13 protein-coding genes are annotated in these 15,237 nt (G+C 59.1%); 3 read left to right on the forward strand and 10 right to left on the reverse strand.

Annotation, left to right across the window (positions count from 1 at the left end; translation table 11 throughout):
• Position 1 precedes the first annotated feature (1 nt).
• The 6 genes from hisD to Q0915_RS25990 all read right to left on the reverse strand — a co-directional run bounded on the left by hisD (position 2) and on the right by Q0915_RS25990 (position 6,634).
• Positions 2 to 1,312, reverse strand: a complete 1,311-nt coding sequence (gene hisD, locus Q0915_RS25965) for a histidinol dehydrogenase (protein ID WP_299483637.1) — start codon at positions 1,310 to 1,312, stop codon at positions 2 to 4.
• Between the two features lie 143 nt (positions 1,313 to 1,455).
• Positions 1,456 to 1,992: an ester cyclase gene (locus Q0915_RS25970; RefSeq protein ID WP_299483638.1), complete on the reverse strand. Its 537-nt coding sequence runs from the start codon at positions 1,990 to 1,992 to the stop codon at positions 1,456 to 1,458.
• A gap of 42 nt (positions 1,993 to 2,034) precedes the next feature.
• Positions 2,035 to 3,201: a carbohydrate ABC transporter permease gene (locus Q0915_RS25975; RefSeq protein ID WP_299483639.1), complete on the reverse strand. Its 1,167-nt coding sequence runs from the start codon at positions 3,199 to 3,201 to the stop codon at positions 2,035 to 2,037.
• Positions 3,198 to 4,223 carry a sugar ABC transporter permease gene (locus Q0915_RS25980; protein ID WP_299483640.1) on the reverse strand — a complete coding sequence of 342 codons (1,026 nt, stop codon included), beginning with the start codon at positions 4,221 to 4,223 and terminating at the stop codon, positions 3,198 to 3,200. Before Q0915_RS25980 ends, Q0915_RS25975 begins: the two co-directional genes overlap by 4 nt.
• Before the next feature lie 70 nt (positions 4,224 to 4,293).
• On the reverse strand, positions 4,294 to 5,499 hold the full coding sequence (locus Q0915_RS25985) for an extracellular solute-binding protein (protein ID WP_299483641.1): 1,206 nt from the start codon (positions 5,497 to 5,499) through the stop codon (positions 4,294 to 4,296).
• Between the two features lie 79 nt (positions 5,500 to 5,578).
• A complete protein-coding gene (locus Q0915_RS25990; RefSeq protein ID WP_299483642.1) occupies positions 5,579 to 6,634 on the reverse strand; it encodes an ABC transporter ATP-binding protein in 1,056 nt (351 codons plus the stop codon).
• 149 nt (positions 6,635 to 6,783) lie between these two features.
• On the opposite strand from Q0915_RS25990, the gene Q0915_RS25995 reads away from it, so the two are divergent.
• The gene (locus Q0915_RS25995; RefSeq protein WP_299483643.1) at positions 6,784 to 7,767 is read left to right on the forward strand and encodes an ester cyclase; all 984 of its coding nucleotides are present in this window, start codon (positions 6,784 to 6,786) and stop codon (positions 7,765 to 7,767) included.
• A gap of 51 nt (positions 7,768 to 7,818) precedes the next feature.
• On the opposite strand, the gene Q0915_RS26000 is transcribed toward Q0915_RS25995, so the two are convergent.
• From Q0915_RS26000 to Q0915_RS26015, 4 genes are all read right to left on the reverse strand, one after another.
• Positions 7,819 to 8,619, reverse strand: coding sequence for a xanthine dehydrogenase family protein subunit M (locus Q0915_RS26000; RefSeq protein WP_299483644.1), 801 nt, complete (start codon positions 8,617 to 8,619; stop codon positions 7,819 to 7,821).
• Between the two features lie 74 nt (positions 8,620 to 8,693).
• On the reverse strand, positions 8,694 to 11,054 hold the full coding sequence (locus tag Q0915_RS26005; RefSeq protein WP_299483645.1) for a xanthine dehydrogenase family protein molybdopterin-binding subunit: 2,361 nt from the start codon (positions 11,052 to 11,054) through the stop codon (positions 8,694 to 8,696).
• Between the two features lie 135 nt (positions 11,055 to 11,189).
• The gene (locus tag Q0915_RS26010) at positions 11,190 to 11,681 is read right to left on the reverse strand and encodes a (2Fe-2S)-binding protein (protein WP_299483646.1); all 492 of its coding nucleotides are present in this window, start codon (positions 11,679 to 11,681) and stop codon (positions 11,190 to 11,192) included.
• A 132-nt stretch (positions 11,682 to 11,813) separates the two neighbouring features.
• The gene (locus Q0915_RS26015; RefSeq protein ID WP_299483647.1) at positions 11,814 to 12,497 is read right to left on the reverse strand and encodes a carbon monoxide dehydrogenase subunit G; all 684 of its coding nucleotides are present in this window, start codon (positions 12,495 to 12,497) and stop codon (positions 11,814 to 11,816) included.
• Positions 12,498 to 12,683: 186 nt separating this feature from the next.
• Here Q0915_RS26015 and Q0915_RS26020 point away from each other — a divergent pair, with 186 nt between their 5' ends.
• Together Q0915_RS26020 and Q0915_RS26025 are read left to right on the forward strand one after the other, a co-directional pair.
• Positions 12,684 to 13,880, forward strand: a complete 1,197-nt coding sequence (locus Q0915_RS26020; RefSeq protein WP_299483648.1) for an FIST N-terminal domain-containing protein — start codon at positions 12,684 to 12,686, stop codon at positions 13,878 to 13,880.
• Entirely contained in the window at positions 13,877 to 15,229 is a 1,353-nt protein-coding gene (locus tag Q0915_RS26025) for a hybrid sensor histidine kinase/response regulator (RefSeq protein WP_299483649.1), read from the forward strand. The genes Q0915_RS26020 and Q0915_RS26025 overlap by 4 nt, the downstream gene beginning before the upstream one ends.
• Positions 15,230 to 15,237: the final 8 nt, after the last annotated feature.

The following is a 15,237-nucleotide window of genomic DNA, read 5'->3' on the forward strand; positions in this document are numbered from 1 at the left end:
TCTACTCGGCAGCCTCTCCGTAAGGCACGTTTCCGCCGCCATATCTGCGGACGCGGACATTTGCCTGTTCCGCGTGGCCGACAAAGCCCTCCAGCATGCACAGGCGCGAGCAATAAGCGCCAATCTCGGCAGCTGCGTCATCCGTGAGGACTTTCTGGTAGGAATGCGTTTTCAGGAACTTGCCGACCCAAAGTCCGCCCGTGTAGCGTCCGGCCTTTTTCGTCGGCAGCGTATGGTTCGTACCGATCACCTTGTCGCCGTTGGCAACGTTGGTTCTGGCTCCCAGGAACAACGCGCCATAACAGGTCATGTTATCCAGGAACCAGTCGTCCCGGTCGGTCATCACCTGCACGTGCTCCGAGGCGATGTCATCGGCAACGGCGAGCATCTCGTCATAGGTGTCGCACAGGATCACTTCGCCATAGTCCTCCCAGGATTTCGACGCGGTGTCAGCCGTTGGCAGGATCTTCAAAAGCCGGTCGATTTCAGAGAGTGTCTCGGTGGCGAGCTTACGCGAATTGGTGACCAGAACCGCCGGCGAGTTGTAGCCATGCTCTGCCTGGCCGAGCAGGTCGGTCGCGCACATTTCCGCATCGACCGTTTCGTCTGCAATCACCATCGTCTCGGTCGGACCTGCAAAGAGATCGATGCCGACACGCCCGAAGAGCTGGCGCTTGGCTTCGGCAACGAAGGCATTGCCTGGGCCGACGAGCATGTGGACCGGGTCGATGGTCTCCGTTCCTATCGCCATGGCGCCGACGGCCTGGATGCCGCCGAGGACATAAATCTCATGCGCGCCGCCAAGATGCATTGCGGCGATCACCGCCGGGTTAGGTGCACCCTTGAAGGGCGGCGTTGCGGCAATGATGCGCGGCACCTCGGCAACGGATGCTGTCGCGACCGACATATGCGCCGAGGCAACCATTGGAAACTTGCCGCCCGGCACATAACAGCCGACCGACTGCACGGGTATGTTCTTGTGTCCAAGAATGACGCCTGGCATCGTTTCGACTTCGATGTCCAGCATCGATGCACGCTGCGCTTCGGCGAACTTGCGCACCTGTTCCTGAGCGAATTTGATGTCTTCCATGTCCCGTTGCGAGACCTGGTTCATCAGGGCGTCGATTTCCGAGGCGCTCAACCGGAAAGAGGCCGGCGAATAGTTATCGAATTTCTCCGAAAGTTCGCGAACCGCGGCATCGCCGCGTGCCTCGATCTCCTTGAGCGTTCCCTCCACGATGGAGCGAACCTTGGCATCGTCTTCGGAGCGTTCGGATTCCGGCTTCCCGCGCTTCAGATACTCAATGGCCATGTTTCATCCCTTTCACGGCGCGAGCGGAAAATCTTTTGCGGATCTCAAACGCCACGCACCTTATCGTTTTCCTTCAGTTTGCATACGTATGCAGAAAGTTCAAGTGACCTTCTGCGAAACATGGAAAACTACTTGGTTTTCCCTCACGCAGCTTTTTCTGGCGTAGGCGGGACGCGCTCGCCGCGGTCGAAGGCTTCCCAGCCCTGACCGTCAAAAACGTCCTTGCCGAGCTGGGCCAGAACATGAGGGAAGTCGACCATCACCCAGTTATCCACGATCTTGCCGTCGACCACCTTCCAGAAATCCATGTAACGGATCTCGACCCGCTTGCCCGTCGGCGCGAGCCCCATGAACTCTCCGGAATGAGTCGCTTCCTGGCGCCCGAATGCGGCAGCCCATTCACCCATGTAGAGCCGCGCCTCATCAACGCAGACCTTGTCCGAAAAGGCTGCCTGAAACGGTTTTTGCCAGTTGTCCTGAAATTCCTTGAGACCGGTTTTGGTTCCGCACCCGGTATTCCCCAGCCAACGGAAACCTGAAGAAAAGAACTCTCCGATGTCTGCGATCCGGTGGTCGTTGAGACCATCGACCATGCCTTCGATGACGCGGCGGGTTTCCTCCGTCTTGCTCATATCCGTGTCGCGGCTCAATGCCGCCTGTTCGGGACGGGATCCCTTCATGTTTCACCTGTGACTGTAGTGCCTGTTTGAATACTGCATGACCTATCCCTTCACGGCTCCGGCTGTTAGGCCCGAAACGATCTGGCGCTGGAAAATCATGATCAGCAAGAAAAGCGGTGCGATGATAGACACCGCCGCAGCCACGGCTTCAACCTGATCCGTCGTGGTCGTTTCACGATTGAAGTAGCCGGCAATGGCCGGAACCATGGTCTGGTTCTGCGCGTCCAAGAGGAGCGAACAGACCAGATAGTCGTTATAGGCGAGCAGGAAGCTGAAGAGGCCTGTCGTGATTACGCCCGGCCACATCACCGGCATGATCACCCAGCGGAATGCCTGGAAGTGGGTGCATCCGTCCACGCGCGCCGCTTCGTCCAGCTCGTTCGGGATGTTCTGGAAGAACGACCGCAGCATCCAGATCGTGAAGGGCTGGTTGATCGACACCAGGACCGCGATCACCGCCCAGGGTTTGCCATAAAGGGTCGGCGCTGCATCGCCCAGGAGCGGGCGCAGGATTTCGGCCGAATTGATGAAGGGCGGCAGATAACCGGCGACGAGGACGGAATGCGGCAGCGCGCGGAAGACCAGCGCGATAATGAGGATCCAGAAGGCTATGACCGATCCGGTCGATCCCGACCTTGCCAGGCCGTAACCGGCAAGGGTTCCGACCGTCAAGGAGACCGTCACCACACCAACCGTGACAATCAGCGAATTGGTGAAGTTCTCGTAGAAAGCGTTTTCGACCCATACGGCCTGATAGTGTTCTGTGGTCAGGCCGAGGATCGGTTTGCCAAACGGGCCGAGCACCGAATTGACCACACCCAGAACCGGCGGAAGGATTCCCGCGAACACAATCAGGAAGCCGATTGCAAACACGAGCGCGCCGATTATCCAGCCCGGGACGAGCAGATGGGGCGGCGTGTACTTGCTGACCATTTTCGGAAGAAGCGTCATGGCCAGGTGGATCGTGTACCAGAGAAACGCAATTCCGACGATGATGCTGACAATCGACAGGCCGCGGCCGGTCGCAACGGTTTCGGGTCCGAAAATCACGCTGAGAGGGTTCGAGGAAAAGGCGTCGATCGGGTCCTTGAAGCTCATGACCGCGATCCAGAAGATCGGGAAAGCAGCAATCAGGCACCAGAACGCCAGGAAACCGGCCGAGGACAGTTGCAGCGCCATGGGCTGCTGCATGGATTTTGGCAGGCTCATACCCGTCCTCCCTTGTGATCGCGCCAGGTTTTGCGCAGCAACGGAATCAGCAGAACAACAATGCCGATCATGGTGAGCATCGCACTTGCGGATGCGCGCGAAATGGATCGGTTTCCGCTGTCATCAGGCGTCAACAGGTCGTAGGTCAGCCATTGCAGGGAAATGCGGTAGGCCTGGCTCGAGAAGCCGACAATCTCCTCGAAGACGCGGTACGAATCCATCAGGTGGATCAGCGAAACGAAAACAATGAGCGGCATCAGGTGCGGAATGATGACATAGCGCAGCCTCTCCCAGCGACTCGCTCCGTCAATCACTGCCGATTCCAGCGTGTCCTGATTGACGGTTTGCAGGCCTGCATAAAAGACCAGGAATGCAAAGGGTGCCACGTGCCAGACACGGTAGAACATCATCAGAAGTTCAATGGTCCAACCCTGTCCGAACATGGATATGTCGCGCCCGAGCCACCACTCCAGAAAGGCCGTCATGATGCCGTCGCCGATGAACAGCCAGCGGATGGACAGCGCCCCGATAACCGGTGTGATGATGAAGGGCAGCAGTGAAACGAAAATGATGGGGCCACGTATCATTCGGGTGGCATTGTTGACCGTGATCGCAATGGCCAGCCCGACACCGATAACAAGGGGAAGCGTTACCAGCGTGAACGTCAATGTGAAGCGGAGTGCCTTCCAGAAGTCGATGGTCAGCAGGGCATCAAAATCAAGAGCGCTCAGGGCCTCCCAGGCACGACCCGGCTCCAGTACATTGGAGTAGCTCTCCAGACCGACATATTTCACCGTCGTGACGATCTTGCCGTCGTCTCCAAGAACCGGTTGTATTTTTGTTTCGGTGACGCATGTCTGGTTCGGAAAACCGGGGGTGCAGGTTTCCACTTCAACCTGTTCGAACACCGGTTGCGTGACATAGAAACTCTGCATGAACACGCTGACAAGCGGTGCAGCGATAAAGAGCAGCATCAGGAAGATGGACGGGCCGACAAAAGCGGCAAATGTCTTGGTGTTCATGCTGCCCTCCCGTGAAAGTACCTGGATAGGGCGAAGGGCGCGGGCGCCCCTCGCGAAGGCTGTTGCGGCCTTACTTGATCAGTCCGGCTTCCTTCGCCGACGTCGTGTACGCGGCGGCGATGTCCTTCAACGTCGTCTCGGCGTCTTTTGCACCGGTCAGATAATCGGCGACACCGTTGCCAAGCGCTGTGTGCATCAGGCCCATCTGCGAGCTCGCCGGGTACGGCAACGCTCCGGCTTCAGCTGTCTGAACAACGCCGAGCGCGAGAGGTCCAGGCTCGTAGCCCTCGATCAGCCAGACAGCGACGTCATTGTTTTCCTTGACCATTTCAGGTGTCATGCCATTCATCGCGACACGGAAAGCAGCTTCAGCTTCTTCGTCGGATGCATTTTTGGCGATGACGATGCCGTCCCACCACAATGTGGAGGCTGCGCGTGCGTTAGCGGTCGGGGCACCGGCCATTTTGACCTTGCCGACAACCTGGGATTCATTCGGATCGTCCATAGCCCCTGCACGGCTGGCCCACAGGTTCGCCATGGCAATCTTGCCCTGCTGGAACTGCTGCTGGACGTAGGTGGAGTCTGAAACGAGATATTCCGGATCCATGTATTCGGTCAGCTTCTTGAGCATTTCGAGAGACGCAACGCCCTGCTCATTCTCGATCGTCGCAGCATTGTCCGGCCCAAAGAACTCGCCGCCCATGCCGAGATACATGTTCACGAATTCCTCACCGAGGTTCCAACCGGTCTTGAATGTACCGCCAATCGGGTATTCCACGACGCCGGCTTCCTTGATCTTGGCGGCCGCTGACAGAACCTCGTCATAGGTTTTCGGCACCGGGATGCCGAGATCGGTCAGAATGTCCTCGCGATACATCAGGTGCTGCGCATTCACCATCATGGCAACGGCCATGGTCTCGCCGTTGATCTTGATGAGCTGGTTCGCGGTCAGGTTCTGACCGTGTTTCGCGATAAGGTCATCGAGCGGACGAACGGTTCCTTCGTTGAGCAGCGGAACGAGGGTTCCGTTGGCAACACCGCCGATTTGGTAGAGCGACGGGTTGGCGGCAAATGCCGCGGGCTGCTTGGTGCGGAACTCCTGGTCTAGTTCAGCTTCGAAGTCGCCGCATTTGGCCATGAAAGACGTCACCGCCTTCCAGGCTTCAAAACCGGCGGTAAGAGATTTCACCGGTGTCGTATTCGTGAAATCACAGGCGCTTGCCGCACCAGTGACTGCCAGCGACATCGCACCGGCAAGAAGCAGTTTCTTCAACATCTGTCAGGTCTCCCTGCTGTTCCATGCGCCGACAGGCGCTGCTCTGGTTTTTTCGGCAGAATGCCGGGTCCGGACCGGCTTAAGCGTCAATGCGCGCGCCTGTCTCGTGATTGAAAAGATGACAAATTTCGCCGGGGATGTGCAGCCCGACTTTTTCGTCGATCTCGATCCTGTAGTCCTTGTTGGCCTTTACGGACACGAGCGCTCCACCGGCTTTCACGGTGATCATCGTGGCATCGCCAAGCAGCTCCATGGTGTAAACCGGTGCGTTGATTTCCGCGTCTGCGCTCGATGATGCAACGGCGGCGTCCTCGGCGCGGAAACCGAGGGTCATGGGACCGTCGGGGCCGTCAAGTCCTGTGATGCTGACGTTTTCGCCCGTGAAGGTGCCGGCAGACAAAGTACCTTCCATGAGGTTCATGGCAGGAGATCCGATGAAGCTGGCAACGAATGTGTTGGCCGGACGGTCATAAATTTCCGTCGGCGATCCGACCTGTTGCACGATGCCGCGTTTCATCACGACGACACGGTCGGCAAGGGTCATCGCCTCGATCTGGTCGTGCGTGACGTAGATGGTCGTCACCTGCAATTCGTGTTGCAGGTTCTTGATCTGCGCCCGTGTCGAGACACGAAGCTTGGCGTCCAGATTGGAGAGCGGCTCGTCCATCAGAAAGACGTTCGGTTCGCGCACGATGGCGCGGGCAAGCGCCACACGCTGGCGCTGGCCGCCGGACAGTTCTGCGGGTTTGCGATGCAGGAACTCGTCAAGCTCGACCATGGCGCTCGCACGGCGTACGCGGGCATCATGGGTCGACGGGTCGACCTTCCTCACCTTCAACGGAAAGCGAATGTTCTCGTAAACATTCATATTCGGGTAAAGGCCATAAGACTGGAAAACCATTGCAATGTCGCGGTCCTTGGGATCCAGATCGTTGACAACCCGGTCACCGATCACGATCTCGCCACCGGTTGCGTCTTCAAGACCGGCGATCATGCGCATGGTCGTCGTCTTGCCGCAGCCGGACGGGCCAAGCAGGACCAGAAACTCACGGTCGGCTATGGTCAGATCGAAGTTGTCGACACCGACAAAGGATCCCCAGCGTTTTGAAACGTTTCTCAGCTGAATCTCAGCCACTGCGTCCCCTCCTCAGCAATCCGAGCGACAATCTTGCATTCCTATGCAATTTAGCTAGACACAGAGGAAAGACTTTGGCAATGATTTTTTGCATACGAATGCAAAATTGTTGCAATACGTAAAACTTCGCAATTGTTGCAAGGCACAATATGTCCGATTTCCGGCTTAAGCCACAGGGCTTTCTCGACGTCATCCTCACAGCACCAGCGAGCGAGATGAGGTCGTTGCTTTCCAATCACTTAACCGACGACGCCATTTGGGATGTCGCCTATCCGGTGGAGCGGCTTTCCGGCAAGGCGCATGTTCAAGAGGCCTTCTTCGAACCTCTGCGAACCGCGTTTTCCAATGTCCGCCGGCGCAACGAGATTTTCATTGGCGGACCGAACCGCCGGGCTCCGGGAGGACATTGGGTCGCCAGTGTCGCCCATTATGTCGGCAATTTCGAAAATCCGCTTTTCGGTGTTCTGCCATCTCATCACCTGGCATTCCTCCGGTCCGGCGAGTTTTACCGGATCGAGCCGGACGGGCGCATCTCGGAGGCCAAGATCATCCTCGATCTCATCGATCTGATGCGGCAGGCCAACCGGATGCCTCTCCCGGGAATGCTTGGCACTGAAATGATGTTCCCAGGTCCCGCGACCCATGACGGCGTCCTGCCGGTCGATCAGGAAGACGGCGAGCGAACGCTGGATCTTTGCGAAGCGATGCTTGCGGATTTGAAAGCTTTCGATCCGAACACATTCACCTCCAAGGGCCAGACCGGTGAAAACGGCTACTGGCACGACGACATGCTCTGGTACGGGCCGGGTGGGATCGGATCGAACTACCGCTGGAGCGGATTTGAGAAGGATCACCGGGCTTCGTTTCTGACCGCCTTTCCGGACCGGGTCGGCGGGGACCACTATTGCCGGATCGGTGATGGCAATTACGCAGCCGTCAGCGGCTGGCCGTCCATGACCATGACGCATAAAGGCGACTATCTGGGTGTTCCTGCCACAGGTAAATCGCTTACGCTTCGGGTCATGGATTTCTACCGCTGCGCTGGCGGAAAGATCATGGAAAACTGGGTTCTGCTCGACTATCTGGATCTGTTCCGGCAGATGGGACGCGATCTGATTGCCGAGCAGGGTTAGGGGAACGCCGGTGCGCGCAAAAGCGCACCGGTATTTCGGTTGCCGTCTTCGTCAGCCAGCTGCGCTGACGGCGCGTTTGGCCATGACGGTGACGAGGTTTGCTCTGTAGGCTGCGGATCCGTGGATATCGTGCAGCATGGAGCCAGCGTCCACCTTGATGGAAGCGACCGCGTCCGGCGACCAGTTGCCGGCAAGGGCTGCTTCCATGCCGTCGACCCGGAAGACGCCGTAGTGGCCCGCCCCCGTGACCGCGACCCGCACCGAGCCGTCCTGGTGTTTGGCCACATAGACACCCGCCATCGCATAGCGCGAGGCCGGGTTCGGGTATTTCGCATAGGCGCCCTTCTCGATCAGCGGGAACGTCACGGACACCACGATCTCATCCTCGTCCAGCGCCGTGTCGAACATGCCGACAAAGAAGTCTTCGGCGGAAAGCGAGCGCTTGCTCGTGACAACCGTTGCCCCCAGCGCCACAAGCGCTGCCGGATAGTCCGCAGCCGGATCGTTGTTGGCAATCGAGCCCCCGATCGTGCCCATGTGCCGAACCGCAGGATCGCCGATGCCGCCCGCAAGCCCCGCAAGGCTCGGAAGCTTCGATTTCACGAGGTCGGACGCGGCAACCTCCGCATGGGTCGTTGCCGCCCCGATCGACAGGCTGCCATCGCCCTCGCAGATGCCGTTCATCTCCGCGATCTTCGTCACATCCACAAGATCGCTCGGCGACGCAAGACGCTGCTTCATCGTCGGCAGCAGCGTCTGGCCGCCCCCAAGGATCTTGCCGTCCTCAGCCTTCGACACAAGATCCGATGCTTCGCCAACTGAGCCGGCGCGGTGATAGGTTGTTTCATACATGTCGGGTCTCCCCAAAATCTCTTTGTCGGTGACCGGGCAGGCTGACCCTGCCCGAAGAATTTTCCTCGCGAACCTTATTCGGCCGCCTGCTTCAGCTGCGCCTGGCACAGCTGCCACACACGCTCGGGCGTGGCCGGCATCGCAAGCTCGTTCGACCCGACCGCATCCGTGATCGCGTTGATCACAGCCGGCGGAGACCCGATCGCACCGGCCTCCCCGCATCCCTTCATGCCGAGCGGATTGCCCGGGCAAAGCGTCTCGTGCGTCGACAGGCTGAACGAAGGTACATCATCGGCGCGCGGCATCGTGTAATCCATGTAGGACGCCGTCAGAAGCTGGCCGTTCTCGTCATAGGCCGCATTCTCCAGAAGCGCCTGCCCGATCCCCTGGACAAGGCCGCCATGAACCTGGCCCTCCACGATCATCGGGTTGATCACCTTGCCGAAGTCGTCGGCCGCAACAAAGCTCACGATCTCCGTCTTGCCCGTCTCCGGGTCGACCTCGACCTCGCACACATAGGTGCCCGCCGGGAACGTGAAGTTGGACGGGTCGTAGAACGCCCCCTCCTTCAGACCCGGCTCCATGCCTTCGGGAAGATTGTGCGCCGTATAAGCCGCAAGCGCCACTTCGGTGAAGCTGAGCTTCTTGTCCGTGCCCGCAACCTTCAGCTCGCCGCCCTCGATCTGGATGTCGCCCTCCGCGGCCTCCATCAGGTGCGCCGCGATCTTCTTCGCCTTCGCTTCCACCTTGTCCAGCGCCTTCACGATCGCCGACATGCCGACCGCGCCCGAGCGCGAGCCGTAGGTGCCCATGCCGAACTGCACCTTGTCCGTGTCACCATGAACGATCGACACCGCATCGCTGTCCAGACCGAAGCGCTCGCAGATCAGCTGCGCAAACGTCGTCTCATGACCCTGGCCATGGCTGTGGGAGCCCGTCAGGACCTCAACCGTCCCGACCGGGTTCACCCGGACCTCGGCAGATTCCCACAAGCCGACACCGGCCCCGAGCGAGCCGACCGCAGCCGACGGCGCAATGCCGCACGCCTCGATATAGCAGGAGATGCCGATGCCCCGCAGCTTGCCGCGCGAGGCCGCCTCCGCCTTGCGCGCCGCAAAGCCTGCATAATCGGCAGCAGACAGCGCCGCATCCAGCGTCGCATCATAATCGCCCGCGTCATAACACATGATCACAGGCGTCTGGTGCGGGAACTCACGCACGAAGTTCTTGCGCCGGAAGTCCGCAGGAGACAGACCCACCTCCCGTGCCGCCGTCTCCATGATCCGCTCCAGAAGATAGGTCGCCTCCGGACGCCCCGCCCCCCGGTACGCATCCACCGCCGTCGTGTTGGTATAGACCGTCTTCACATTCGCGTGGATCGCCGGGATGTTGTACTGGCCCGACAAAAGCGTTGCATAAAGATAGGTCGGCACCGCCGACGAGAACAACGACATGTAGGCGCCCAGATTGGCGATCGTCTTCACCCGGAGACCGATAATCCTGTTGTCCGCATCCAGCGCCAGCTCTGCTTCCGACACATGATCGCGGCCATGGGCATCCGTCAGGAACGCCTCGGTGCGGTCCGACACCCACTTCACCGGACGGCCCACGCGCTTCGACGCCCAAAGGCACACCATCTCTTCCGGATAGATGTAGATCTTCGAGCCGAAGCCGCCGCCGACATCCGGTGCGATCACCCGGAGCTTGTGCTCAGGGGCAACATTATAGAAGGCCGACAGGACAAGGCGTGCCACATGCGGGTTCTGCGAGGTCGTATAGAGCGTGTGATGCTCTTCCGCGTCATTGTAGCTTGCAAGCGCTGCCCGCGGCTCCATCGGGTTCGGAACCAGACGGTTGTTGCGGATCTCCATCTTCGTCACATGCGCTGCGCCCGCAAAGGCCGCATCAACCGCTGCCGCATCCCCGATCTCCCAGTCGTAGATCAGGTTGCCTTCCGCCTCAGGGTGGATCTGCGGAGCCCCGGGCTCAAGCGCGGCAACCGGATCAACCACAGCCGGAAGCTCCTCATAGTCGACAACAACCGCATCGGCCGCATCGCGCGCCTCAGCAGCCGTATCGGCCACAACAACGGCAACCGCCTGCCCCACATGGCGCACAACCTCAGGCTCAAGCGCCCGCCAGCCCCCCATCTTCATCGGAGACCCGTCCTTGGAGTGGATCATCCAGCCGCAGATCAGGTTGCCGATCCCGTCGCCGATCAGCTGATCCCCCGTCAGGACCGCATCGACACCAGGCATCGCAAGCGCCGCACTCGCATCAATTCCGGTCACCTTCGCATGCGCATGCGGAGAGCGCACAAAGGCCGCGTGGCCCATCCCCGGCAGAACCATGTCGTCCGTATACTGGCCCTTGCCCGTGATGAACCGCTTGTCCTCCTTGCGCAGCGCCCGCGCGCCAATCCCCTCAATTGCCATTCTCTCTCTCCCAAAAACCTGATCCGGATCCCACTGACACCTCGCCGCGCCTTCTCCTCAAGACGCTGAACGGACACTGGACCCAATCGTCAAAACGCGCTGCAAACACAGCGCTCAAATCTCAAACCAACAGCCCTATTCAGCCGCCTCAGCCATCCCAGCCATCTGGTCCGACGCCGCCTTGATCGCCTTGACGATGTTGTGATAGCCCGTGCACCGGCAGATGTTGCCCTCAAGCTCGTCCCGGATCGTCGCCTCGTCCAGATTGCCCGCACCATGACGGTTGATCATGTCAACCGCGCTCATGATCATCCCGGGCGTGCAGAACCCGCACTGAAGACCGTGATGCTCCCGGAACGCCGCCTGAACTGGATGAAGCGCATCCGCAGACCCGATCCCCTCAAGCGTCACAACATCAGACCCCGCCGCCTGTGCCGCCAGCATCGTACAGGCCTTAACCGCCTTCCCGTCAACATGAACAACACACGCACCGCACTGCGACGTGTCACAACCAACATGCGTCCCCGTCAATCCCCGAACATCACGGATCAGCGAGACAAGCAACGTCCGATCCTCAACATCACACGTCACAGACTTCCCGTTCAAAACCAACGATACCTTCGTCATAAATCAATCTCCCTCGGGCAATTTCCAGGGCCATGCTCCCATGGCCTGAAACGACATTTCCCGGCCTTCTACCGGTGTTCTTCTATGTGAACCGGACGGACTGAAATCCGCGATCCAGATGCGCGTCCCCTTTTAAAAGAGAACCGCAAAGACGATGACGACAACCCCAAGAGCCACCAGACCCCAGACGAGCGGACCGCCAAAGACCTTTTCATCCCTGGTTGCCTGCTGGCCGGCGTTTTCGCTGTCCGGCGGCCTGGTCGAGGTGGCGGATGGCATCTCTGGAGCAGCCGCAACAACCGGTTCCGGTGTGGCGGAAGTTTCAAGCGGGGCCACCTCAGGTGCAGCCGGTTCTGCCGATGCTGCCGATCCCGACTGATCGGCAACCGTCTCGGAAAATTTCGTGAAGAAATCCTCGGCCATTTTCTTGGCCGTGGAGTCGATCAGCCGGCTGCCGAGTTGCGCAAGTTTGCCGCCGACCTGGGCCTTCGCCTCGTATTCCAGCAGCGTTCCGCCTTCTGCTTCTGTCAGCTTGATATCGGCGCCACCCTTGGCGAAGCCGGCAACGCCACCCTTGCCTTCACCGGTTATGGTGTAGCTTTCCGGAGGGTTGATGTTTTCAAGTGTGACAGCACCTTTGAACTTCGCCTTGACCGGCCCGATCTTCGTGGTCACCTGCGCGTTCATCTCGTTGTCGGAGGTCTTTTCCAGACTTTCGCAGCCGGGAATGCAGGCCTTGAGAACTTCCGGATCATTCAGTGCGCGCCACACTGCCTCCCGCCCGGCCGGTATCACCTGGCTGCCCGACATATCCATAGTGTCCTCCCACCGGAATATTTCAAAAGTCGTTGATCTTTAGAAAAGAACAGAGCAGGGCAGCTGTACACTGTACTTTAGGCCGGGTTGCGGTCCGCTTTACAAGGTTCAGGTTCGAGAGCTACAAATTGGGTTCGGCATCTGACATCCCGGAAAAAACGGGAGCCTGATGCCCGGGAGGAGAGATTGAGCCCAAGATCAGGGACGCGGCACGAGTGCGGCGTGGTGGTTCTGACGACCAACCAGCCGGATGACCACTCATTCTGGGTTGATATCGGTACGGCTGCCCGATCCGGGCAGTTTGCCCTCGGTCTTTTGTTTTTTTCGCAAGACTGCTTCCCACCCGAGCTGATCAGAAACCGGATGTCGGAGCATGCCCCGGGCCTTGTTTATGCCGCCTGTTCGACGGCAGGCGAGATCGGCGGTCCGCAAAGCGATACCGGTCAATGTCTTGCCGTTCTCTTTCCAAAAGACAACTTCTTTGCAACGACGGTTCGCATAGACGGGATCCGTTCGATCGGATTCGATCGTATCGTCGCACAAGTGAAGGAAGCCCGGCAGACCTTCGAGCGTGCCAGCAATGGTTTTGGGCAAGACGCTGATCAAGGCGAAATTTTCGCGGTCTGCCTCATCGATGGCATGTCCGTTGTCGAAGAAATGGTCACGGCAGCCCTGCACTGGGCGCTGGAGGACATCCCTCTGCTTGGTGGCTCGGCGGGCGACAGCATGCGGTTTACACGAACGTCGCTCATTCACAATGGTGACATCGGGGACAATTGCGCCATTGTGCTGTTTTTCAGAAGCGCCGTGCCCTTCAAGATTTTCAAGACAGACAACTTCGTGCCGACAGAGCGCAAGCTGGTGGTGACGCGCTCAGACCCGGAACGCCGCATCATCTATGAATTCAATGCGACCGAGGCCGCGACGGAATATGCCCGGGCCGTCGGCATCGACCCGGCAAGCCTGTCGCCGATGAGCTTTGCCTCTCATCCGCTGGTCGTGCGTGTCGGCGGCGAGTATTATTGCCGCTCCGTCCAGAAGATGAATCCGGACGGCTCGCTCTCGTTCTTTTGTGCCATCGATGATGGAATTGTTCTGACAGTCGCGGAACCGACCGGGATGACACGGTCAACCAACGAAGCTTTCGAGAGTGTCGTGAGGGAAATCGGGGATGTCGATTTCGTGCTGGGTTTCGACTGCGTTCTTCGCAGGATCGACGCCCAGAACCGGCAGGCGACACAGCGCATTCAGAAAATCTATCAGAAATACAATGTCGTCGGCTTCAACACCTACGGCGAACAATATCTGTCCATGCACCTTAACCAGACCTTCACGGGAATAGCCTTTGCGCGGCCTGCACAGAACACCGGAGAGCGAGCATGAGTCTGTCCGACATTGACGACGTCATCCGTCTGCAGAAAATCAATGCTGCGCTCGTGGACCGGGTCGAACAGGCCATGGATCAGCAGCGGAATGCGTTCTCCCTGTTCCAGACGGCAATCTCGCTGGAAGGCCAGGTCCGGCGGCGGACCGACGAACTGACGTCGGCACTGCACCGTCTGGAAGAAACCAATATCGAGCTCGCCCGCCAAAAAGACATTTCCGAACGGGCCAATCGCTCGAAAACACAGTTTCTGGCCGCCGCCAGCCACGACATCCTGCAGCCGCTCAATGCAGCGCAACTGACCATCTCGTCTCTTTACGATCTGCAGGTTTCAGATCAGTCCCGCTCCATGGTCAATCAGGTGGAACGCTCGCTCGACACCATGAACGAGCTGCTCCGCACGCTTCTGGACATTTCCAAACTGGACGCCGGGGTGACGACACCGCGGTTCGCCTCCGTGCCCATCCCGCCGATCCTGGCCAGCGTGCTTTCGGATCTGCGCCCGATTGCGCAAAAGAAAGGGCTGCGGCTGCGTGTCGCCGTCACGAACGATTGTGTCTACACGGATCGCCTCATGCTCAGAAGGGCTCTTCAGAACCTGATCACCAACGCCATCCGGTATACAGATCGCGGCGGTGTCCTGATCGGGACGCGCAGGCAGGGCGACAGCATTTCGATCGAAATCATCGACACAGGTGCGGGCATTCACGAGGACCAGCAGGAAAAGATCTTTGAGGAGTTTCATCGCGGGCCGCTGCCGCAGGGCGACGCGGACCACGGAACCGGCCTTGGCCTTGGACTTGCCATTGTGCGCAGGCTGATGACAGCTCTCAAGCACGAGGTCAGCGTCAGCTCGAAACCCGGAAAGGGAAGTGTCTTCCGTATTCGGGCAAAACGTGCCGATGCACCGCCATCTATTGCGACCACAGCTCCGGCTCCCACGCATACTATCCCCTCCAACGCCAATCTCACCGGCAAGAAAATCCTCGTTATCGAGAATGATCCGGCTGTTTTGGAGGCCATGGCCGGTCTGCTGTCCAAATGGGGCTGCTACTACAGAATTGCGCGATCGACACCTCAGGCACTGGAAGCACTGGACAACAACAACTGGTTGCCCGACCTGATCATCGCCGACCATCATCTGGATTTCGGGCATCTGGGAACGGACACGCTGGAACGTCTGTTCAGCGTGCTGCCTGTCCGGGTTCCGGCCATTCTGGCAACGGCCGATGCCTCCCAGGGCCTTGCGGAACATGCCAAGGCACTCGGCGTGGAGCATCTGCCCAAACCGGTAAAGCCCGCACAATTGCGAGCTTTGGCAACTCATCTCATCAATTCCGGCAAATGAACAACAGC

This window comes from uncultured Roseibium sp. (assembly GCF_947494555.1).
Classification (GTDB): domain Bacteria; phylum Pseudomonadota; class Alphaproteobacteria; order Rhizobiales; family Stappiaceae; genus Roseibium.

What these genes read in the sequence shown, in the direction of transcription:
- Q0915_RS26005 (WP_299483645.1), bottom strand. Translation starts at nt 11,054, where the DNA reads ATGGCAATTGAGGGGATTGGCGCGCGGGCGCTGCGCAAGGAGGACAAG.
- hisD (WP_299483637.1), bottom strand. Translation starts at nt 1,312, where the DNA reads ATGGCCATTGAGTATCTGAAGCGCGGGAAGCCGGAATCCGAACGCTCC.
- Q0915_RS26015 (WP_299483647.1), bottom strand. Translation starts at nt 12,497, where the DNA reads ATGGATATGTCGGGCAGCCAGGTGATACCGGCCGGGCGGGAGGCAGTG.
- Q0915_RS25975 (WP_299483639.1), bottom strand. Translation starts at nt 3,201, where the DNA reads ATGAGCCTGCCAAAATCCATGCAGCAGCCCATGGCGCTGCAACTGTCC.
- Q0915_RS25970 (WP_299483638.1), bottom strand. Translation starts at nt 1,992, where the DNA reads ATGAAGGGATCCCGTCCCGAACAGGCGGCATTGAGCCGCGACACGGAT.
- Q0915_RS26010 (WP_299483646.1), bottom strand. Translation starts at nt 11,681, where the DNA reads ATGACGAAGGTATCGTTGGTTTTGAACGGGAAGTCTGTGACGTGTGAT.
- Q0915_RS26000 (WP_299483644.1), bottom strand. Translation starts at nt 8,619, where the DNA reads ATGTATGAAACAACCTATCACCGCGCCGGCTCAGTTGGCGAAGCATCG.
- Q0915_RS25980 (WP_299483640.1), bottom strand. Translation starts at nt 4,223, where the DNA reads ATGAACACCAAGACATTTGCCGCTTTTGTCGGCCCGTCCATCTTCCTG.
- Q0915_RS26025 (WP_299483649.1), top strand. Translation starts at nt 13,877, where the DNA reads ATGAGTCTGTCCGACATTGACGACGTCATCCGTCTGCAGAAAATCAAT.
- Q0915_RS25985 (WP_299483641.1), bottom strand. Translation starts at nt 5,499, where the DNA reads ATGTTGAAGAAACTGCTTCTTGCCGGTGCGATGTCGCTGGCAGTCACT.
- Q0915_RS25995 (WP_299483643.1), top strand. Translation starts at nt 6,784, where the DNA reads ATGTCCGATTTCCGGCTTAAGCCACAGGGCTTTCTCGACGTCATCCTC.